The sequence below is a fragment of the Streptacidiphilus rugosus AM-16 genome (assembly GCF_000744655.1).
In the GTDB taxonomy this organism is placed as follows: domain Bacteria; phylum Actinomycetota; class Actinomycetes; order Streptomycetales; family Streptomycetaceae; genus Streptacidiphilus; species Streptacidiphilus rugosus.
Genome location: NZ_JQMJ01000004.1, coordinates 680,350 through 699,126 on the forward strand (window position 1 = coordinate 680,350; position 18,777 = coordinate 699,126).

Consider the following 18,777-nt stretch of genomic DNA (forward strand, 5'->3'; position numbering starts at 1 on the left):
GCCGTTTGCGACCGGTGGCTGGCGGGTCAGGTACGGCCGCGACCGGTGAGGAGGTCGCGGACGCGGGCGACCAGCCCGGTGCCAGGGGCGAGGAGCCTGCCCATCGGCGTTGCGCTCGGGGCGGCCGGGTGCGGGCCGGCGGGGGCCTCGTCCCTGGCGGAACGGACGTTGGCTCCGAGCTCGTTCAGCTGCCCAGGAGTGCAGGCGTGGGCCAGGACCGGGAAGAGTCGGATTTCCTCGTCGGCCACGTGCGCGACGACCTCGCTGATGACCGACGAGACGAGCGCGTCGAACTGGTAGCGGTCCGCGTCCACGACCTCCAGCCGTGTCAGGAGCTCCTCGACCGCGGCGTGGTCGGCGATCTCCTGGTCGGCGATCGCGTCCCCGCCAGGGATGTGCGCGCGCACCGCGGGATAGAGGTACCGCTCCTCCGCGACCGCGTGCCGGACCAGTTCGATGGTGAACGTGTCCGCGATCTCCCGTCGGCGGACGTCGCCGGGCGCCAGCGCGTTGATCTTGTCGAACATGGCCTGCACGCCGCGGTGGTCGGCCTTCAGCACCTCGATGATGTCTGCGCCGTGGCCCATGGCGGCTCCTCTCCTCGGTGGCTGCTCCCAGGTGCCTGGGGGCGCGGGCCGGTATCCGTTCCCGTCCCGCGTGCGGGCAACCGCTGTCCGCACGGGTTCGACCCCAGGCGTTCGCGCGAAACCGCCACGAGGGCGGCGGGTTCAGACGCCGCGTTCGAGGATCTCCTTCAGCTTCTGTTCGTTGCGCGGCAACTCCTTGCGGGCGCTGGGTCTGACCACCAGCGGCGTGAGCACCCTGCCCATACCGTGGGACTCGAAGTCGAGCGAGATGGTGACCCGTGAGCGCTCGCCGTTGTCGAGCGGTTCGATGACGGCCGCGAAGTGCGGCCGCACGGGTCCGTCGACGCCGTGGGCCTTGAAGCTCCGGGGCGGGTCCAGCTCGTCGATCTGGGTGGTCATGGTGAACTCGCGCTTATTGACGCGACGCGTCACCACGGTCCTTGAGCCCACGTGGAGTGGAAGGTCATCAGCCGGCCGTGCGGAGACCAGGCTCTCCTGCCACTCGCCCTCGCGGGCGGGGTCCGCCATGTAGGCGTATACGGCCTCAGGACGGCGCGCTATCTCGACGGTTTCCTTGATCGCGGACATTGCTGCCCCCTTGCTTCGGATCTTCGAGATCACGGAAATTATCCCACCAGCCGCGGGGTCTTGTCGGCCGCCCGTGCGCCCAAAGCCCCGGACTTCGCCCGAGAGGATTCCCAGGCGCGGTGCGATCGGGAGCCTGGGCGACGGCGTGTTCACTTGCAGCCCCAGGACCGTGCATGACCTGACCGCCGCCGAGCCCGCACGGTGGGACGGGCAGCCTGGGGGTGACCAGTCCCGGAAAGGTGCCTCTATCTTCTTGGTCAAGCTGACGTGTTGGAGGACTCTCTGTGTGAGCACGTAGGCGGGGCTTGGTAGAAGGTGCCGTCTCGGAGCATGGCGAATAGGACGTCGATGCGTCGTCGGGCGAGTGCGACGACGGCTGCGACGTGGTGTTTTCCCTCTGCACGTTTCTTGTCGTAGAAGGCGTGGGACTCCAGCTGCGAGAGCGAGGCGAATGCGGCGAGGTAGAGGGCGCGTTTGAGTTGTTTGTTGCGCTGCGGATGGAGGAGCCGGAGCCCCGTTGCGGGGCCACTAAAAACGTATCGGGCCGAGCAGCTTTGAACGGCACTGCGGGGGCATGTGCCTCGTGACCGGTCCCGGGTCCAGCGTGGAGCCGGCCGGCCTGCCGATCACCGTCGCGCGCTCTTGGGAGCCGCACGCAGCGGTGCCACCGCCCGCCGACAAGAGTGGAGGCCAGTGGGGCGGAGCACCACGTCATGAACGCCCACACCCCTTCGAACGCGCGCCCGCCCCGGAATCCAGCCTCGGTCCGCAGAGCGCGGAAAGGGCAATGAAGCCGCGACCGACGAGGGGTCGGGTCCATGCGCGAAGGAGCTGATGATGACCGAAACCATCCCTGATGCGGTTGCTTCCGCAACGATCCCGTGCCAGGTGGACCGCGTGTGGAAAGCGCTGACCGACCCTGCGGAGATCAAGGAGTACTTCTTCGGCACCAGCGTGATCACCGAGTGGGGCGTGGGCGGCCCGATCGTGTGGCGCGGGGAGTGGCACGGAAAGCAGTACGAGGATCACGGCCGCGTCCTTGAGTTCAAGCCCCCGCGGCGCTTGCGGTGCACCCATTTCAGTCCGCTGACCGGACTCCCCGACGCCCCGGAGAACTATCACACAGTGACCTACGAACTCGCTGAAGTCACAGCGGGCACTCAGGTGACGATCACTCAGGGTTCTAACCGGAGCCACGATGAGGTTCCGGAGGCGGAGAAGACCTGGCAGATAGTACTCGGCAATCTCGGGGAGTACCTGTCGCGCCAGGGGTGAGGTGCCGTCAGGCCTCCCGCCGCAGAGGAACGCCGCGCCTGCGTCGTCAAGAACCGCCGGACCCGCACGTCTGACCGAGATCCGCATCGGCTACGCCCGCGTCTCCACCGGCGGCCAGAGGCTCGACCGCCAGCTTGACACCCTGAACGCGGCCGACTACTGCCGGATCCTCGCCGACAAAAAGTCCACGGTGGGTGTTTCAGGTGCCCGTCTCCGGTGCCGACGGCCGATTCATCGCCCACAGTCTGACAGCCGTCACACAGCGGGTCTCTGGCACCCCCGTCTCCCGGCCGGACGGCAGACTCAGGCCCCCGCGACCACGTCGAGGCGCCCGGCCTTTGCCTCTCCTACCAAAGACGCGAACTGGTCCGCACTCATCTGGATCCGCTGGCCGAAGTCGTCGGTCAGCACGACCCGCCGCTCCGCCGGGGCGGAGGCGTCCACGAACAACTGCGGGCAGCCGCAGTCGCAGCTACCGCAGAACGTCGCTACCGGCTCCAGCCCATTCGACTCACTCATCACAGCTCCCCACGCTGGACGTACCGCCCGGACCGGACGGCCACGGCCAGGACATACCCGACGCCCCCGCGACGAAGCAGTCACGGCGTGGCCCATGGATGCACGTTGCGCGCACCGCCCCCGCCCGCGCGCCCCCCGTACATCCCCACCTGGGGTATCCGCCGTGAGTGATCGGGCAAACCCTGCCGGCTCCGCAGTAACCCTTGCGATCCGTCTTCGCAGCCACATCCTCCCGGGGTGGAGCCCGCCAGGCTGAGACTTTGATCTTTGATCGGTTCGTGGCGTGATTCTTTGCGCGATATACCGACAACCTGCCAGGCTTGCAGCTCATCCAGCAGTTCCGTCGTGCAGGCCCATTGTCAGTGCCACATGGTCGTGCGCCCGATGGATGACTCCTGGGCGGGTCTGGCTGGTGCTGCCCGGACTCTTACCGGTCCACGCCGCCCATCACGGGGTCGATGCTCGCCACCGCGACGATGACGTCCGCGACCTGGCCGCCCTCGCACATCGCGGCCATCGCCTGGAGGTTGGTGAAGCTCGGGTCGCGGAAGTGCACCCGGTAGGGCCGGGTGCCGCCGTCGGAGACGACATGGACGCCGAGCTCGCCTCTGGGGGACTCCACCGCCACGTAGGCTTGGCCCGGCGGGATGTGGAAGCCCTCGGTCACCAGCTTGAAGTGGTAGATCAGCGCCTCCATCGACTCACCCATGATCCTTCGGATGTGGTCCAGTGAGTTCCCTAGCCCGTCCGCGCCGAGCGAGAGCTGAGCTGGCCAGGCGATCTTCTTGTCGGCAACCATCACCGCCCCGGCGCTGCCGGCCAGATGGCCCAGGCACTGGTCGACGATTCGCAGCGACTGTTCCATCTCGCGCAGCCGGATCAGGAAGCGCCCGTAGGAGTCGCAGGTGTCGGCGGTGACGACCTCGAAGTCGTAGCTCTCGTAGCCGCAGTAGGGGTCGGACTTGCGCAGGTCGTGCGGCAGTCCGGTGGCCCGCAGGATGGGCCCGGTCGCGCCGAGCGCCATGCAGCCGGCCAGGCCCAGGTAGCCGACGTCCATCAGGCGGGCCTTGAAGACCGGGTTGTCGGTGGCCAGCTTGTCGTACTCCGGCAGCCGCTTGCGCAGCAGGTCTACGCCCTCGCGGATCTGGTCGAGCGCGCCGGGCGGCAGGTCCTGCGCCAGCCCGCCGGGGCGGACGTAGGCGTGGTTCATGCGCAGGCCGGTGACCAGCTCGAAGATGTCGAGGATGACCTCGCGGTCACGGAAGCCGTAGACCATCAGCGTGGTGGAGCCGATCTCCATCCCGCCCGCGGCCAGAGCCACCAGGTGGGAGGAGATCCGGTTGAGCTCCATCATCAGCACCCGGATGACGCTGGCCCGCTCGGGCACTTCGGCGGTGATCCCGAGCAGCTTCTCCACCGCCAGGCAGTACGCGGTCTCGTTGAACAACGGCATCAGGTAGTCCATGCGGGTCACGAACGTCGTGCCCTGCACCCAGTTGCGGAACTCCATGTTCTTCTCGATGCCGGTGTGCAGGTAGCCGATGCCGCAGCGCGCCTCGCGCACCGTCTCACCGTCGATCTCCAGGACCAGCCGCAGCACACCGTGCGTGGACGGGTGCTGCGGACCCATGTTCACGATGATCCGCTCGTCGTCCGCCCTCTTGGCCGCAGCAAGAAGCTCGTCCCAGTCCCCACCGGTGATCGTGTAGATGGGGCCCTCGGTGGTGTCGCGGGCGCCTGCTGTTCCGTGCTCGGGGCTGGTCATCGGCGGGGGACCTCCGGTGTGGTCGCCGATCGCAGTTCGTGTGTGAGACCTGGGAGGAATAGTAGCTTTTAGTCCAGTTTGCGCCGTTATGGCAAGAAGGGACCTCTGTGATGGCGTCCGTTACCGGTCGCATGGTGTCCCGGCACGTGGGGCGGTACGGCCACGGGCGAGTCTGGCCCCGGCGGTCAGCAGTGCGGCGCTCCAGGCCAGGGCGAGGATCACGTAACTGTCTCGGTGCGCAGCTGGACCACCACCCAGGTGATGCCGAGCGCCAGCGCCGTGAGCAGGACTTCGAAGCTGGCCGGCGGACGCGGGCACCGCCGCACCAGCCGCACCAGGCGACGGCCCCAGCGTTTGCGGGGTACGCGCATGGTCGTCAACTCGCGGTCGAGCTCCTGGTCCGTCCGCAGTTCCTCCTCGATGACTGCTAGGGCACGCATCTCGTGCCAGGTCAAGGGCGGTCCGTCCACGGTGGTCACCTCCCGTCCCCGTGTGCGGCCGTGCGGCCGGTGACCGGTACGGTCAGCGGTTGATCTTGATGCGGCGTGCGGCCGTGCGGCCGGTGTCCATGGGCACGGTCACGGTCAGCAGGCCCTTGTCGTAGGCTGCGGAGATGTCCTCGTCCCTGGCCTCGGCGGGCAGATCGACGGTGCGGATGAAGGTGCCGTAATCGACGAAGCCGGTCGCCCCGCCGCGGCCCTGGTGGTGTTCCGCAGCGGCGGGATGGGGGGGCGTCCCGGACTTCCCCGAGCTCTGCACTGCCTCGGGCAGTTGTCGCCCCCTTGCTACTCATTGAACTTCTCCTGGTCGGGGGCCGCAGCGCGATGCACTTCCGCTGGACCGTCTGCGACACCCACCCCGGCTGCGCCGACGCTTCGCAACTCGGCGCAGCCCAGCACGGGCCTTTCCCTTCAAGGAAACTGCACCCATTTCAGGTTGCCGCCCCGTAGGGGCGTCCGCATGTTTTGACCCACGGTGATGTTCCGAACGGTCCGGCCGCCCGCTGCACCGCAGTCAGCAGTGTGGGCTCCCACCCGGCGGCCGCCAGGTCGGCGTCCGAGCGCAGGCCGGCCTTCCCGAGCACACCGAGTTGGACATGGTGCTCGATGCCTTCAGCCCAGGCGTCGCGCACGGCTTGGCGGACGGCGACGCGGGCTTGCAGCTCGACGGTGGAACCCTCGTCGCTCTCTGCGTGGAGTGCGGCGAGCTCGGCGGCCCGCGCGGTGACCGCGTCCAGCCGTACGACGGCGCGCTCGGCGTCGACCTGGCGCGGGGCCTCGGCCGTCTTCGGTGTCACGCCGCGCCGCAGCTGCTCCCCGGTCCTCCAACCAGCGCCGCAGTGCCCCCCGCGCCAGCGCGGACAAGGGGCGGTCGTGGAGTGCTCCCCGATGTGCAAGGCGTGCAAGAGCTGCCCGGCATGGATGCGGTCCACTCCAGGTAGGGCCTGGAGCAGCACCCGGTGGCCAGGGTCGAGCCGGTCAGGCGGAGCACGAAGAAGGGGGCCGCGACCAGCACAACGAAGTCGCCGCGTTCGACCGCTTGCCGGTGCGCGGCCCGGCGCAGCGGGTGGCCCGGCGGCATCGCCTGTAGCGCCGGGCCGTGGTGAACGCTACCCGCGGGTGCCGGGCCTGCTCGCCCGCTCCAGGGCTGGAGTCATCCGGGTTCACTCCGGTGGTGTATCCCCGTCTGCACACGACCAGCACACGAGGGCGGCACTGCCCAGGAGAAAGGGGAGCCGAATGCGCGCCGCGTACCGCGTGGAGCTTGCCGCGATCACCGACGGCCTGGAGCAGATGGCCCACCTCGCCGCTTCCGCGATCGGGCGGGCCACCACCGCCCTGCTCGACGCCGACCTGCAACTCGCCAAGGCCGTCATCGCCTCCGACGACAGGATCGACCGGATGCAGCGCGACCGGAGGAACGTGCGATCGCCGTCCTGGCGCGCCAGCAGCCCGTCGCCACCGAGCTGCGCACCGTGGTGACCGCGCTGCGTATCAGCGCCGAGCTGGAACGCTCCGGGGACCTGGCCCTGAACGTGGCCAAGCTGGCCCGCCGCCGCTACCCCGACCACGCTGGAGTTGCACGCCACGGTGCTGGAGATGGGGCAGGTCGCCCAGCGCCTGATGGCCAAGGCCGCCGATGTGATCGCCACCCGCGAGCTCAAAGTGGCGCTCGAACTGGAGGGCGACGACGACGCCATGGACGACCTGCACCGCGCCCTGTTCCGACGCCTGATGGACGACCGCTGGCGGCACAGTGTCGAGGACGCCGTCGACGTCACCCTGGCTGGCCGTTTCTACGAACGCTTCGCCGACCACGCCGTCACGGTCGCCAAACGCATCATCTATCTCGTCACCGGCACCCACACCGACGGCGCCCCCGCCCTGTAGCGAGACCCGCCGGACATCCCGGTCAGCCTCTCGCGACGGCGCTCGTGGCCAGGACGCAGACAGCTGCGTCCTGGCCGCCCGAGAGGAGTGCGCGGCACCCGCTGGCCCTTGCTGGCGGTTACACGCCCATCACAGGTCAGCTTGTCGGGCGATGTGGTGCAGGTCTGGTCGCGGGGTGGCCTCTGGCGGCCGCGCGACAGCACTAGGGCGTGCAGTGGGGTCACTGGTGGCGGGTCAGCGGGGCCACAACGGGCAGAGCCTCGATCAAGGGAGCAGGAACTTCAGGCGGTCGTCGGCCATGCCGGGGGCGATCTCGATGATCTCGGCGCTGACGACGTCCCGCGCGACGAACGGGTCGGCGTTCACGCGCTGCTCCAGTTCCTCACTCGAGGTGCCGTGGGCGAGGACGGCCCCGCCGAGGCCGGGCTGGATGCTGCCGACGAGCAGGAACACGCCGTCGTCGAGGCCCTGCTTGATCCACTGTTGGTGGCCGTCCATGTACTGGCTGGCGGCGGACTTGTTGGCGGCGAAACGCAGCAGGACGACGAACATCAGGGGGTTCCCTTCAGGTGGTGGTGTAGGTGCCCAGCCAGTCGTTGATCCGGCGGACCTCGCGGCGGATGAAGTCCTCGTCCTTGAAGGCGTTCGCGAGCGTGGCGACGCCCTGGCTGACGGCGAGGAGGTGCATGGCCAGCGCGTCGGCCTCGTCCGCGTGTCCGAGGAGGGTGAACTGGTCGCCGAGCCAGGTGCGGAAGAGCGTGAACAGGCCGTTCGCCTCGGCGAGCGCGGCGTGGTCGCGCTTGGCCAGTTCGCTGGTCAGGGCGCCGACGGGGCATCCGTAGCTCTGGATGTCGGCCCGGTTGGTAAGCAGGATCTCGACGAACCGGCGAATCCGGTCGCCGGGCTCAGGCTGCTCGGTCTCCCACTGCTCCAGCATCCGCCGGGTATCGCCGAGCCGGGCCTCAATGACGGCCTCGAGGATGAGGTCCTTCGACTTGAAGTGGTGGTAGAAGTTGCCCCGCGAGATCTGCACGGCCTGCGCGATCGCGGCGAAGGACGTGCGCTCATACCCCTGCCGGTAGAACAGCCGGTCGGCAGCGTCGACGATCTGCGCCCGGGTCGCCCCGCCTCGCACGTTCATGCTCCCCCTCTCCCATGTCGGCCGCCCGCGCCAAAGGCCAGGGCCGACCACCCGCACGAATCTTAGGACAATCATCCTAAGACTCGTCAAGGATCCGACAGCGCACAAGCGGGCGGGAAGCTGGAGTGCCGCGGGCGGGGCCGGATGGCTGAACTCGCGGCGCAAGGCCCGCGTTCTGCCGGACTGAGGTTCCGTGCCGTCACATGCTGGCTGGACTGGCCCCGTTCCCCCACTGGTAGAGCAGGTCGTGGCCTTGTCACGACAGTTCGGGGCGGCTGCCGCCATCAATGACGAAAGGGAACGTGCGATGCCGTTCACCACACCCGGGACTGTCCGACTGGCCGGGGCGTGTCTCACGGCCGCCTGCCTGGCTCTGGCCACACCGGCGGGCACCGCTGCCGCGGACACCGACCACCCGCAACGGGTCGACGTCGTGATGAAGAACTCCGGCTTCGCCTTCCCTCACCACCTCCGCGCCGGTTGGGTCACCATCCGCACCAGCACCAGGGACGCGCAGGGCCACAGTCTCCAGGGCTTCCAGCTCCGCAAGGGTCACACCCTGGCCCAGCTCCTCGTCGATATCAACAAGGCGATCAGCAACACCCCGGCGACCGCGGCCGCCGGCATCCGCGGAGTCGCGAAGGACGCTCTACTCGTGGGCGGAACCGCTGTCGAGCCGTCGACCGCCGTCTCGTCCACGATTCCGCTGCGGGCCGGCACGTACTGGTTCTTCGACTTCAACCAGGTCTTCGCCCACCAACAGGTGAACTTCCACGAGGTCCAGGTCCACGGGGACTTCGAGGACGCCCCCCTGCATTTCGCCGCGGTGGTCAAGCAGGTCGAAACCAAGAACGGCCCCCGGTTCGTGGCCCCCGACAGCTTCAACACCGACAACAACGTGCTCGTGGAGAACCACGCCGACGAGATCCACGAACTGTCGTTCCAACGCGTCAAGCCCGGCGTCACCGACAAGGACCTCACCAAGGTCTTCAACGGCACCTCCACCATGAACCCCTTCGCCGAGAACGGCTCGCGCGGCCTGGCCCCCATGTCGCCCGGCCGAGTCCAGCTGCTGCACTTCGACCCGGTCGGCGGCCGCTACGCCATGCTCTGCTTCATCCCCGACGACAAGCTTGGCATCCCGCACGCCTTCCTCGGCATGCACCGGATCATCCGCCTGCGCTGATTGTCTGGCCATCCGCTCCCAGGAGAACAGAGCGTCCTGACGGCGTCCCGGTGTCACTGGCCCGCCGTAGACTCCGCGGGTCGGCTGCCCCGGCACAGTGGCTTCGGTCCGGCACCCGTCGGACCGAAGCGACCAGCCACCAATCGGCTCACCGCTCAGGAGGGCCGGATACTCTCCGGCCGACCACCCCTCGGGGGCCATCGGCTCCTGAGGCAGCGTCACCCGTGACCTGTGTCCGCGAAGGCCGCCTGGCTCACCCGCGCGATCGTCGCCGTGGTCCTGGCGACCACCGAGAAGCACACCGTGCGCGAGGACCTGTTCCTTGACCTGCAGCGACGCGGCTTCTCCGCCGAACAGGCCCGCCACCAGCTGGAGACCGCCGTCGACTGGGGCCGCTACGGCGAGCTGTTCGACCACGACGACGCCGAGTTCACTCTGGAACCGGGCGCCGAACAGTACCTGTAGCCACGTCAGTCAAACTCCAAGCCACGCAGCCGAGTCCCGCGCGGCCCGGCGGCGGCCGAGCGGTGAAGTTAACGGTTTGTGATGAGACCGGTAAGAGGGAGCACCACCGCGTGCGGCATGATCTGCCGCATGGTTTTCAGCAGATCCGAGGCGCGTCTCGTCGGCCTGACCGCGGTGGTGACCGCGGCTGCCGCGGTCACCTACTACGCCCACGTGGGCGGGACGATCGCCCCGTTCGTCCTCTCCGGCGCCGCACTCGCGCTCCTGGCCAGCCTCGTCGGCAAGAGCGTCGAGGCGATCGGGGACCGGCTGGGGGCGGGGGCGACCGGGGTGGTCCAGAGCGCCCTGGGGAACCTGCCCGAGCTGTTCGTGGTGCTGTTCGCCCTCAAGGCCAAGCTCTACGACGTGGCCACGGCCACAATCGTCGGGTCGATCCTGGCCAACGTCCTGCTGGTGCTGGGGCTGGCGTTCATCGCCGGCGGTGCCAAGCACGGCGTCCAGAGGTTCGAGGCTGCCTCCGCCCGCCGCATCTCGCTGATGCTGGTCCTCTCGGTGGCCGCGCTGGTTGTGCCCGCGCTGACCTCGCTGCTCCACACCCCCGCCGCTGGGCACGAGCGCGCCCTGTCCATCGCGGTGTCCGTGCTGCTGCTCGCGCTCTTCGCCGCCTCCCTGCCCGCCTCCCTGAAGAAGCAGGAATCGGAACGCGGTTCCGCCGGGCCGAGCCCGGCCGTCGGCGGAGAGCACGACGTCACACCGGGCTGGCCGATGTGGCTGGCCATCACCATGCTGATCGCGACCGGCGTCGCTGCGGCCCTGGTGTCCGACTGGTTCGTAGCCGGGCTCACCCCGGCGATGGACGCCCTGCACATCTCGCAGACCTTCGCTGGTCTGGTGATCGTGGCCATCGCCGGCAACGCCGTGGAGAATGTCGTCGGCATCCAGCTCGCCGCCCGCAACCAGCCCGACCACGCCCTCTCCGTCATCCTGCAGAGCCCGGTCCAGATCACCATGATGGTCGCGCCCGCCCTGGTCCTGCTCTCCCCGCTGGTCGGAGCGTCCTTCACGCTGGTGCTGCCGCCCCTGCTCCTGGTCTCCCTGTTGTTGGCCGTCGTGGTCACCGTCGTCGTGGTCCTCGACGGTGACTCGAACTGGCTCGAAGGAGCCGCCCTGGTCACCCTGTACGCCATCATCGCCGCGTCCTTCTGGTGGGGCTGAGCGCCTCGCGGAAGCGCCGAGACAGGCGATGTCTCCGTCCTGGGCCGGTCGAGTGGGTTTTGCTGGCCCTATGAAGCGGGGCTACCCGCGCGAACGGCGAGCGTGACCAGTTCGACCCGGTACCCGGCGCGCGCGAACGGGCGGGCCGAGTCCAGCAGTTGCCGCGGGCTGCCGGGGGCGATCTCGATGATCAGGTCTCTGCGAGCGGCCCGCAGTCTCGCCTCGAACGACGCCTGCCACCGCTTCACGTCCGCGCGGACCTTCGCGCCGGCGGTGCGCGGGTCGGCGCGCTGCAACTCCGCGAAGTCGGGGTGGAAGACCTTCAGCATGTCAGCCTCCAGGCGCAGCGCGCCGCGCCTGGCCATCCCCCGCTTGATCATGACAGGACGCCGGTCTTCCCCGCTCCCGGCTGCGCCATCACGTACACGACCACAGGGCGTTCCTGACGGCGCACCGTTGGCTCGTAGCTGGACCAGATCAGTTCCTCGAAGGTCCAGGTGTGCTCGTCCTGACTGAGCCGGTGGAAGTCCACCCCGGCCCGGCCCAGGAGGGCCTGGGCGGTGCGTCGTACCGGCTCCGCCAGTACGACCGCGCGCTCGATGCCCGTCCCGGCCCCCAGCGCGGGCAGCGGTCGCACCGCACTGTGGGCACGCAGTTGCTCCACGCTCGCCTGCTGATTGCGGAACCGGGCCGTCTCGGCCGCGGTCCACGGGCGGGAACGGCCGCCCAGTCCGCCGCCTGCAGTGCGTCCGCCTGCGTGGCGCCCACGCAGATCACCGCCGTGACGGCGGAGAAGGGCATCCGCTGGGGCGGAGCGCACCGCGGCCTGATCATTTACTGACGTTCACGGTCGCGCAGTCCGCGACGCCCAGCTCGGACAGCACCGCACGAAGCCGCTCCAGGGTCGCAGCAGGGTCCGAGTCCTCCGCGATTTCGAGGTCGAGATGGCATTGACCCATGCCGCTGCCCGCGCCGGTGACCTCGCCGTCGAGCTCGAACGCCACGTCCAGAGCCTCCTCGACCTCGTCACGATCGATCGGCAGCCCCACAAAAACGATCTCGACGAACACCCGGTCCTCCCTCTCAACCCGGCGAACGATAGCGGTCACAGCACCAGGCTCGGCCTATGGAGTCCTACACGATCGGCCAGGCTGCCGAGTTGCTCGGGGTGAGCAGCGACACCGCGCGGCGTTGGGCGGACGCGGGACGCTTCGCCACTACCCGCGATGCCAAGGACCGGAGGACAGTGCAGGGCGCGGACCTGGCGGCCTTCTGCGTGGAGCTTGCGTAGGAGGGCGGAAGTGATGACGACGAGCGGCCTGTCACCTCGGCTCGCAACGCCTTCCCCGGGATCGTGACCTGCATCAAGCTGGGCGCGATGTGGCCGCGCAGGTGGAGATTCAGGCCGGTGGGTTCCGGTTGGTGTCCCTGCTGACCCGCGAGGCCGTCGAGGACCTCGGGCTGGAGGTCGGGATGCGGGCCACCGCCCGGGTGAAATCGACCAGCGTCGTAGTCGAACGGACGTGACGCCCACGGTTCGAGTCTGATCGGTCCGATGCTGGTCAGTGGTGGCCGGAGAAGATCTCGCGGGCCTCGCGGACGGCGTAGAAGAGCACCACGTACCCGACCAGCGGGTCTGCCCACCACAGGCCGAACAGGGAGTTAAGCGTCAGGCCGAGCATGACGGCGGCGGCCAGGACGCCGTCGATGAAGGTGACCTTGCCTTCGGTCTTCAGTACCGGGTTGTCCAGGGCCGCGCCGGTGCGGGTCTTGCCTGCGGCCAGGGTGAACATCACCGCGGCGGTGACCGCGGTCCACGCGATGCCCAGCGGCGAATGGTGAGGCTGGGAGCCGACGGCCAGCACCACGGTGGACTGCACCGCGAGGTAGAGGGCCAGTAGCGCGAACGCCCCGCCGATCAGGCGAAGCGCCCGGCGCTGCCGGTCCTCGCCGGTCCCCGACAGCTCCCAGATCACCACGGTTGAGGCGCCGATCTCGATCAGCGAGTCCAGGCCGAACCCGGCCAGCGCCACCGAGCGGGCGGCAATCGCCGCCACGGCCAGCACCACGATGCCGATCACGTTCCAGCCGAGGGTGGCGTACTCCAGAGCGAAGCCCCGGCGCAGCAGTGCGGTGCGGCTGATCTCCTTCGAGGTGTTCACCTCGGCAGTCTTCCAGGTCGGATGATCAGCTATGGCGGCGGGTCGCACAAGCTCCCGGCTCTGCCCCCGCCGGGCCACGTGATCCACTAGGCGGTGTCCTGGCGATCAAGAGCGCTGGTGCCAGGTGTAGCGCAACGTGGCGACGGACACGATCGCTGCCAGTACCGCTCGGCCGACGCTTCAACGCGCCGGCCCGATCCCCTCTGGCAGGACGGCCACGACGAAGGCGACGGCCTCCTCCGGCGTCTCGAAGCGCGCGAGCACCTCATGCCCGTTCCGTACCGCGTAGGACCTCTCATAGTGCGGCCAGATCATGGGCCCGATCCCTGTCGTCCTCCGATTAGCCGTGGTACTGGTGGAGAACCAGAGGTTGAAGTGGCTGGTCACCGGCATCAGTTGGCGGAGCTCGGGCTGGGCGTACGCCGCTGCCAACAGCGCGTGTACGCGCGGGAACCGGTTCATCGGCGGCATGTGGATGCGGTCGAGCCTGCGGCACCACTCCAGTTCGACAGCACCGAGCGGCTCCCGCTCATGCGCGAGGGCCCAGGGGCGGAACTCGATGCACGGGGCCTGCTCCTTGGTCTCCTCGAGCCCCGCTCCACCGGTCCAGGCCACTAGCGCCCTGACTACCTCAGCCAGATCGGCGGTCAACCCGCCGGCCAGGCGCAGGCCATTGCTCTGCAGGTACACCCAGAAGGTCCGGCACTGCTCGTCGGTCGGACTCACCCTCACCCGCCGGTTGAGTCCTGCGTCGACGTACACAGCTATGCCACTCCACTGTCCTTCGTGCTCAGGCAAGACGACCCCAAGGCCCTCCGCCGCACGCAGCAACCTCTCCCCGAGTGTCATGCCGCCCCAGTCGTTCTCGCCGGACCCCACCTTGAAGCTCGTCCCGCCAGTATGCCGCCGAGCGCGTCGACGCTCTCAGGCGATCAGGTGTCAGCCTCAACCCGGGGCCGCGGTCGCGGCGCCCGGTTGGCAAGCCGGACGCCGCGGCTGCGCACGTCAGGCGGGCGAGGTGATCGGTCGGCCGAAGTGCCGGGCGAAGAACCTGGCCGCGCTGTCGGCCTCGAACCGGGGCAGCTCCTTGTGCTTGCCCGAGTTCACGTGCAGGGACTTCTCCTTCGAGGCGAAGGCGTCGAACAGCGCGAGACCCTCCTCGCGCGCGATGTGCTCGTCGTCCCACTGCAGGTCGAACTCGATCGGGATGGTGATCTGCTTCGCCTTCTCAGCCAGGGTCTCGGGCCAGTGCTGGCCGAAGACCGCAGCGGAGATCCTGGGCTCGACCGCCACGAACGGGATGCCGATCGCAGTGCCCATGTTGATGCCCCAGAAGCCGACCAGCCCATCAGCGCCGATCTCCGGGAGCTCCTGGAGGGCGTCCAGCAGCGCCCGATACTCGGGCACGGCGAGCTCCGCCAGGTGGTCGTTGTAGCGCACGACGATCGGGCCTTCCGACTCGCCCGCCGCCCGCGTCCGGAACAGCTCGGCGATCTCCGCCTCGTCGTGTGCCGTGCGCGGCCGGTCGCCGTGACCGGGCGCGTCGATGACGGCGACGTGGAAGCCGCAGCCTGCCACCAGGAGTCGGGCGCGGCCGGACATCGCCGGGTGCTTCTTGTGGTTGCCGCCGCCGTGGGCCATCAGGATCAGGGGCGCGCGGCCGGCTGTGCTGGAGGCCGGCGACCAGAGGACACCGGGGACATCGCCGACGGTGAAGTCGCGTTCGACCATGCCGTTCGACGACGACTCGGCGGTGAATTGCAGTGGGTGCATGGGTGTTGCCTTTCGGGAGTGCCCTGTTATCGAGGCGCTCCCGGCGAGACCTGCGTCAATCGCCCGACCGTGACGAGAGGGGGAGCACCCACATGGATACAGCGTTCATGGGTCTCACCTCCTTGGGCGGCTTCACGGTCGAGTGAAAGATACCAGCCCGATGATCATCCCCTCAACCCTTTTCCACGCCACGTCATCACGACTCCAGACACGCCCCAGGGCCTCGAGAGGATGGCGTCCCGCCGAATGGTGTAGCAGCGATCTTGGAATGACCCCTGGTCATGGGGCGGCCACCGCGCAACTCTCCGAGTAGCGAAGCTCGTTGATGAGATGTGTGCGATGGCCTTGTCCTAGTCTGACTTACTGCGCCTGATGGAGTCACTGCGTACGGCTGACGGAGTTGAGTTGATCAGGGTCCGCCGCAGGAGCCTGCGGTAGAGCCAGCCAGGAGTTGAAGCGGCCCCCGACCTCATCCGCGAGATCGCCGCCGGGTAGACGCGGCGGGCCTGCCCACACGTGTCGACGCCCCCGGAGCTGGGTCGCCGATCCGGGCCCGTCAGGTCCGCTTGGCCTTCGCCGCGGCCGTCATGACGCGGCGGGCCAGCTGCGGCCCTTCCTGGTGCGCCCCGATCCGGGCCTTGGATCGCGTCGGCGCTCCCGGGCGAGCGGGACGACGGCCGAGCGCACCGAGGGACGGCATTGCGGTGTTGGTGCGGCGACGGTCATGGACTCGGATGGGCGCCGCGCCGAGATATGGCAGTGAAACGGCAGTCAGACGGCATACCGACGCCGGATTTCGACGACCACTGTGGATCTGTCGCGCGATCCGCCCCTACACGAGAAGGAGTCCGAGATGGGGCCCGAGATAGAGCGTCAGACCAGCGAGAGCGCAGAGCCCGCCAGCTCCAGCGGGCGCGAGCGCTGGCGGCGCGTGCTGCGCGGCTACGGCGGTCGTGCGGCCCGGCAGATGGTCAGCGGTGCCGCCTACAGCTTCGGAGCCGGCGCGGCCGGCGTGCTGCTGTGGTGGATCCGGGCCCGCTGATCCTGACTCCGCAGTTGCTCGCGCAGCTCCCGAACGGCTGGACCGCCACCCCCGGCTGGACGCTCCAGATGCGTCGCTCCGCCCTCGACCGCTACCTGATCGAGCTCATTCGCCCCGGTGTCTGGGCCCAGGGCATCGAGAACATGCTCGCGAACCCCCGAACAGGCCAGCCCTGGCCCCACTACCGGGGTGAGGACGACATCTGGGTCTGAGGCCGCCCGGTCGGGGCTGAATGCGTTCACCCCAGCGTTGTATCGAGCCGCTTCGCTGATCGCGGTCTGCTCCCGCGCAACTGGGCACCTGGACCGCTGCTCATCCTCAACCCCGACGGCTCTTATCCCGCAGCCGGTAGTCCTTCAACCTTCACCGCACGAAGATCTGCCCCCGTCGCCCCGATGGGCGGCGGGGGCTCTGTCATGTGGGTACTCGAGGGTGGGTCCTACGTATCTCCATGCACGACAAGTTGGACGAGCCCTCCGAGCAGAGTTCGACATCACGTACTTCGAGTTCAAGACGTCCAGCAGTTGACCGGGAGCCGCTTCCCCAACTTCGCGCGCGACGTCAAGGAGATCGGCCCGCGCAAGAAGACCTGCCATGAGGTCGATCTGCTCTTCTTCAAGTTCACCTTCGAGAACCTGCCGAAGAAGTACCAGAACGCTGCCATGGCCCTCGGGGACGTCTAACGAGGTAAAGATCGACAACGATGGCGACAACCCGGACTGGTGGTGAAGGAGGACCACATCCCGTTCTTCAACGAGCCCACGCAGGATGTGGCCATGTTGAAGCGCGAGGTAGGCGCAGGCTCACCACCGCGAACGCGCTGGCCGAGCGCCTGATTCATCTTCTGCGGGCCACGGCCGAGCTGAAGAAGCTCAGGTTGGCTTTCAACGCGCCGTATGGATGCCTGGCGTGCTTGTTCTGCACGGTGAGGCCGTACGTCATGGCAGTGGCCCGCCTTACCAGCGTTCATCGCCGTCCGTGACGAGATCGACTGCGGCTCGGAGCGCAAGAGGACAGCACAGGCCCAACGACCCTGTCCGTACCTACCGGCGAGGTCTCTGTCATCCACCAGCCCGGCACCTGACGCGCCGGGTGCCCGATTTGGGCGCTCTTACGCTTCTGGGCCTCCGCTGAATGTCCACACGCGGTTCTAGACTCCAGCCAGCCGAAAGCAGGAAGCCCCCGGCACTGAGTTCCCGCTCCGCCGAGGGCCCTGCTTCGGAACTGTCCACCTTCTGCACTCACACAGATAGGAGCTCCTGGCATGGAGGATGGGCCTTCGCCCGTGAAGGTGGACACGCGGTTGGTTGTCACGCGGCGAGCGTGAGCTTAGCCGTGTGCTGTCGCTGTTCGTATTCGTTCGGGCTGAGCTGACCGTTGGCGGAGTGACGCCGACGGGTGTTGTAGCGGGTCAGCCAGGCGAAGACGGTCCTCCTGCAGGTGGCAGGGTCGCCGTAGTCGCGGGCGCCCTGGAGCGTCTCCCGTTTCAGTGAAGCGTGGAAACTCTCGCAGGCAGCGTTGTCCGCGCTGCTGCCGACGGAGCCCATCGACCGGGTGACGCCCAGCTCCGAGCACAGGTCGGCGAAGGCCCGGGACCCGTATTGCGCCCCGTGGTCGCTGTGGAACACCGACCCATCCAGGCTGCCGCGGGTCGCGGCTGCCATCCGCAGCGCGTCGGCGACCAGGTCGGTGCGCATGTGATCGGCGATCGACCAGCCCACGACCCGGCGGCTGAAGCAGTCCAGCACGGTCGCCAGGTAGAGGAACTCCCCGCCCGCCAGCGGCAGATACGTGATGTCGCCCATGTACTTGCGTCCCGGCTCCGGGGCGTTGAAGTTCCGCTGGAACAGGTCCGGGACGAGGGTCGCGGCCGGGTCCGGGACGGTGGTGCGGACCCTTCTGCGCAGGCGGATCCCGGCGATGCCGTGGGTCCGCATGACCCGGGCGACCCGCTTGTGGTTGACCCGTTCTCCGTTTCCACGCAGTTCCGCGGTCACCCTCGGAGAGCCGTAAGCACCACCGGAATCGGCGTGGATCCGGCGGATCCGCTCAGCGAGGACTTGGTCCTCGCTGCGGCGGACGGCTCTGGCCTCGGCGCCGCCGAGCCACTTGTAGTAGCTGGACTGGTTGACCTCCAGGACCTGGCACAGCCGCTTCACCTCGTAGGCGTCCCGGTGGTCATGGACGAACTGGTAGCGGCTCACCAGTTCGTCTCGCCGGCGAAATACTTGGCCGCCTTCCGCAGGATGTCCCGTTCGGTGGCCAGCTTCTGCTCGCTCGCCTCAAGCTCGGCCACCCGGGCCTCCAACTGCCGGATCCGCTCGTCGGGATCGTCGGAGGCGGCCGGTTGTCCCGCCCGGGCCAGTGCCGTCCCGCCCCGCCGGGCGTCGGTGGGTGCGATGCCACGGCGGTCGCGGTCCCGCAGCACCCACTCGCGCAGGGTCGCCCTGTTGATGCCCAGGTCAGCGGCGATGTCCTTGTACGTCGCCCCGGGCGTGGACTCGTACAGGGCCACGGCATCGGCCTTGAACTCGTCCGAGTAGTCCTTCATCGCCATCGGCGGTCTTCTCGCTTCCTCCGGATCAAGCAGATCCAGTATCAGCGTGTCCACGACTCAGGGCGAAGGCCCAATGCCGGGTAGTTAACGGATCTCCGCTGGTGGCAAGGGG

At 68.6% G+C, this 18,777-nt stretch carries 23 protein-coding genes and 4 pseudogenes; 10 read left to right on the plus strand and 17 right to left on the minus strand.

Translation table 11 applies throughout. The annotated features are described in order from the left end of the window. Positions 1-26 precede the first annotated feature (26 nt). From BS83_RS12000 to BS83_RS47410, 3 genes and pseudogenes are all read right to left on the minus strand, one after another. Positions 27-587 carry a hemerythrin domain-containing protein gene (locus BS83_RS12000; protein WP_037603737.1) on the minus strand — a complete coding sequence of 187 codons (561 nt, stop codon included), beginning with the start codon at positions 585-587 and terminating at the stop codon, positions 27-29. Positions 588-728: 141 nt separating this feature from the next. Continuing rightward, the gene (locus BS83_RS12005; RefSeq protein ID WP_037603738.1) at positions 729-1,175 is read right to left on the minus strand and encodes an SRPBCC family protein; all 447 of its coding nucleotides are present in this window, start codon (positions 1,173-1,175) and stop codon (positions 729-731) included. Between the two features lie 257 nt (positions 1,176-1,432). Beyond that, positions 1,433-1,684: pseudogene (locus BS83_RS47410) on the minus strand (hypothetical protein); the annotation flags it as partial. A 325-nt stretch (positions 1,685-2,009) separates the two neighbouring features. Between BS83_RS47410 and BS83_RS12010 the strand changes: the two are divergent. After that, entirely contained in the window at positions 2,010-2,450 is a 441-nt protein-coding gene (locus BS83_RS12010; protein WP_198035219.1) for an SRPBCC family protein, read from the plus strand. Position 2,451: 1 nt separating this feature from the next. Continuing rightward, a pseudogene (locus BS83_RS48880) lies at positions 2,452-2,664 on the plus strand (recombinase family protein); the annotation flags it as partial. 89 nt (positions 2,665-2,753) lie between these two features. Here the strand turns inward: BS83_RS48880 and BS83_RS12015 are convergent. The 5 genes from BS83_RS12015 to BS83_RS12035 all read right to left on the minus strand — a co-directional run bounded on the left by BS83_RS12015 (position 2,754) and on the right by BS83_RS12035 (position 6,031). Beyond that, on the minus strand, positions 2,754-2,969 hold the full coding sequence (locus BS83_RS12015) for a hypothetical protein (protein ID WP_037603739.1): 216 nt from the start codon (positions 2,967-2,969) through the stop codon (positions 2,754-2,756). A gap of 427 nt (positions 2,970-3,396) precedes the next feature. After that, positions 3,397-4,734, minus strand: a complete 1,338-nt coding sequence (locus BS83_RS12020) for an NADH-quinone oxidoreductase subunit D (protein WP_037603740.1) — start codon at positions 4,732-4,734, stop codon at positions 3,397-3,399. Positions 4,735-4,952: 218 nt separating this feature from the next. After that, positions 4,953-5,204 carry a hypothetical protein gene (locus BS83_RS12025; RefSeq protein ID WP_157597136.1) on the minus strand — a complete coding sequence of 84 codons (252 nt, stop codon included), beginning with the start codon at positions 5,202-5,204 and terminating at the stop codon, positions 4,953-4,955. Positions 5,205-5,256: 52 nt separating this feature from the next. Next, positions 5,257-5,493: an Hsp20/alpha crystallin family protein gene (locus BS83_RS12030; protein WP_037603742.1), complete on the minus strand. Its 237-nt coding sequence runs from the start codon at positions 5,491-5,493 to the stop codon at positions 5,257-5,259. Between the two features lie 172 nt (positions 5,494-5,665). Further along, positions 5,666-6,031 (minus strand): hypothetical protein, encoded by a 366-nt coding sequence (locus BS83_RS12035; protein WP_037603743.1) that lies wholly within the window; start codon positions 6,029-6,031, stop codon positions 5,666-5,668. A 442-nt stretch (positions 6,032-6,473) separates the two neighbouring features. Here BS83_RS12035 and phoU point away from each other — a divergent pair. After that, positions 6,474-7,124, plus strand: a pseudogene (gene phoU / locus BS83_RS12040) (phosphate signaling complex protein PhoU). A 264-nt stretch (positions 7,125-7,388) separates the two neighbouring features. Here the strand turns inward: phoU and BS83_RS12045 are convergent. Together BS83_RS12045 and BS83_RS12050 are read right to left on the minus strand one after the other, a co-directional pair. Beyond that, positions 7,389-7,676 (minus strand): YciI family protein, encoded by a 288-nt coding sequence (locus BS83_RS12045; RefSeq protein ID WP_037603744.1) that lies wholly within the window; start codon positions 7,674-7,676, stop codon positions 7,389-7,391. Positions 7,677-7,689: 13 nt separating this feature from the next. Continuing rightward, on the minus strand, positions 7,690-8,265 hold the full coding sequence (locus BS83_RS12050; RefSeq protein WP_037603745.1) for a TetR/AcrR family transcriptional regulator: 576 nt from the start codon (positions 8,263-8,265) through the stop codon (positions 7,690-7,692). 307 nt (positions 8,266-8,572) lie between these two features. On the opposite strand from BS83_RS12050, the gene BS83_RS12055 reads away from it, so the two are divergent. From BS83_RS12055 to cax, 3 genes are all read left to right on the plus strand, one after another. Continuing rightward, positions 8,573-9,451 (plus strand): hypothetical protein, encoded by an 879-nt coding sequence (locus BS83_RS12055; RefSeq protein WP_037603746.1) that lies wholly within the window; start codon positions 8,573-8,575, stop codon positions 9,449-9,451. A gap of 231 nt (positions 9,452-9,682) precedes the next feature. Further along, positions 9,683-9,916 (plus strand): AAA-associated domain-containing protein, encoded by a 234-nt coding sequence (locus BS83_RS12060; protein WP_037603747.1) that lies wholly within the window; start codon positions 9,683-9,685, stop codon positions 9,914-9,916. Between the two features lie 129 nt (positions 9,917-10,045). Next, positions 10,046-11,131, plus strand: a complete 1,086-nt coding sequence (cax, locus tag BS83_RS12065; RefSeq protein WP_037608724.1) for a calcium/proton exchanger — start codon at positions 10,046-10,048, stop codon at positions 11,129-11,131. 68 nt (positions 11,132-11,199) lie between these two features. Here the strand turns inward: cax and BS83_RS12070 are convergent, their stop codons facing one another. The 3 genes from BS83_RS12070 to BS83_RS12080 all read right to left on the minus strand — a co-directional run bounded on the left by BS83_RS12070 (position 11,200) and on the right by BS83_RS12080 (position 12,201). Continuing rightward, a complete protein-coding gene (locus tag BS83_RS12070) occupies positions 11,200-11,511 on the minus strand; it encodes a zeta toxin family protein (protein ID WP_037603749.1) in 312 nt (103 codons plus the stop codon). Next, positions 11,508-11,795 (minus strand): hypothetical protein, encoded by a 288-nt coding sequence (locus BS83_RS12075; RefSeq protein WP_157597137.1) that lies wholly within the window; start codon positions 11,793-11,795, stop codon positions 11,508-11,510. The genes BS83_RS12070 and BS83_RS12075 overlap by 4 nt, the downstream gene beginning before the upstream one ends. Positions 11,796-11,961: 166 nt before the next feature. Further along, the gene (locus BS83_RS12080) at positions 11,962-12,201 is read right to left on the minus strand and encodes a hypothetical protein (protein ID WP_037608725.1); all 240 of its coding nucleotides are present in this window, start codon (positions 12,199-12,201) and stop codon (positions 11,962-11,964) included. Between the two features lie 56 nt (positions 12,202-12,257). Between BS83_RS12080 and BS83_RS12085 the strand changes: the two are divergent. Continuing rightward, positions 12,258-12,658, plus strand: a pseudogene (locus BS83_RS12085) (TOBE domain-containing protein). A gap of 35 nt (positions 12,659-12,693) precedes the next feature. Here the strand turns inward: BS83_RS12085 and BS83_RS12090 are convergent. The 3 genes from BS83_RS12090 to BS83_RS12100 all read right to left on the minus strand — a co-directional run bounded on the left by BS83_RS12090 (position 12,694) and on the right by BS83_RS12100 (position 15,066). Beyond that, the gene (locus BS83_RS12090; RefSeq protein ID WP_037603751.1) at positions 12,694-13,293 is read right to left on the minus strand and encodes a cation transporter; all 600 of its coding nucleotides are present in this window, start codon (positions 13,291-13,293) and stop codon (positions 12,694-12,696) included. A gap of 180 nt (positions 13,294-13,473) precedes the next feature. Continuing rightward, positions 13,474-14,055, minus strand: coding sequence for a DUF6193 family natural product biosynthesis protein (locus BS83_RS41710; protein ID WP_157597138.1), 582 nt, complete (start codon positions 14,053-14,055; stop codon positions 13,474-13,476). A gap of 243 nt (positions 14,056-14,298) precedes the next feature. Then, a complete protein-coding gene (locus BS83_RS12100) occupies positions 14,299-15,066 on the minus strand; it encodes an alpha/beta hydrolase family protein (RefSeq protein ID WP_037603752.1) in 768 nt (255 codons plus the stop codon). Positions 15,067-15,919: 853 nt separating this feature from the next. Between BS83_RS12100 and BS83_RS12105 the strand changes: the two genes are divergently transcribed. The 3 genes from BS83_RS12105 to BS83_RS45335 all read left to right on the plus strand — a co-directional run bounded on the left by BS83_RS12105 (position 15,920) and on the right by BS83_RS45335 (position 16,791). After that, complete coding sequence (locus tag BS83_RS12105; RefSeq protein WP_037603753.1) at positions 15,920-16,108, plus strand: hypothetical protein; 189 nt, start codon at positions 15,920-15,922, stop codon at positions 16,106-16,108. Further along, a complete protein-coding gene (locus tag BS83_RS12110) occupies positions 16,090-16,320 on the plus strand; it encodes a hypothetical protein (RefSeq protein WP_037603754.1) in 231 nt (76 codons plus the stop codon). The genes BS83_RS12105 and BS83_RS12110 overlap by 19 nt, the downstream gene beginning before the upstream one ends. A gap of 312 nt (positions 16,321-16,632) precedes the next feature. Next, entirely contained in the window at positions 16,633-16,791 is a 159-nt protein-coding gene (locus BS83_RS45335; RefSeq protein ID WP_157597139.1) for a hypothetical protein, read from the plus strand. Positions 16,792-17,418: 627 nt separating this feature from the next. On the opposite strand, the gene BS83_RS12115 is transcribed toward BS83_RS45335, so the two are convergent. Continuing rightward, positions 17,419-18,665 (minus strand): IS3 family transposase gene (locus BS83_RS12115; RefSeq protein ID WP_408640993.1). Its coding sequence is split into 2 segments (ribosomal slippage): positions 17,419-18,329 and positions 18,329-18,665, totalling 1,248 coding nucleotides; the frame shifts between segments, so codons are not numbered across the junction. Positions 18,666-18,777: the final 112 nt, after the last annotated feature.

Bases quoted from the DNA above. Each gene is read 5' to 3' on its own strand.
- BS83_RS12020 (WP_037603740.1), bottom strand. From the start codon at position 4,734: ATGACCAGCCCCGAGCACGGAACAGCAGGCGCCCGCGACACCACCGAG.
- BS83_RS12050 (WP_037603745.1), bottom strand. From the start codon at position 8,265: ATGAACGTGCGAGGCGGGGCGACCCGGGCGCAGATCGTCGACGCTGCC.
- BS83_RS12070 (WP_037603749.1), bottom strand. From the start codon at position 11,511: ATGATCAAGCGGGGGATGGCCAGGCGCGGCGCGCTGCGCCTGGAGGCT.
- BS83_RS12055 (WP_037603746.1), top strand. From the start codon at position 8,573: ATGCCGTTCACCACACCCGGGACTGTCCGACTGGCCGGGGCGTGTCTC.
- BS83_RS12000 (WP_037603737.1), bottom strand. From the start codon at position 587: ATGGGCCACGGCGCAGACATCATCGAGGTGCTGAAGGCCGACCACCGC.
- BS83_RS12015 (WP_037603739.1), bottom strand. From the start codon at position 2,969: ATGAGTGAGTCGAATGGGCTGGAGCCGGTAGCGACGTTCTGCGGTAGC.
- BS83_RS12105 (WP_037603753.1), top strand. From the start codon at position 15,920: ATGGGGCCCGAGATAGAGCGTCAGACCAGCGAGAGCGCAGAGCCCGCC.
- BS83_RS12010 (WP_198035219.1), top strand. From the start codon at position 2,010: ATGATGACCGAAACCATCCCTGATGCGGTTGCTTCCGCAACGATCCCG.
- BS83_RS12045 (WP_037603744.1), bottom strand. From the start codon at position 7,676: ATGTTCGTCGTCCTGCTGCGTTTCGCCGCCAACAAGTCCGCCGCCAGC.
- BS83_RS12005 (WP_037603738.1), bottom strand. From the start codon at position 1,175: ATGTCCGCGATCAAGGAAACCGTCGAGATAGCGCGCCGTCCTGAGGCC.
- cax (WP_037608724.1), top strand. From the start codon at position 10,046: ATGGTTTTCAGCAGATCCGAGGCGCGTCTCGTCGGCCTGACCGCGGTG.
- BS83_RS12100 (WP_037603752.1), bottom strand. From the start codon at position 15,066: ATGCACCCACTGCAATTCACCGCCGAGTCGTCGTCGAACGGCATGGTC.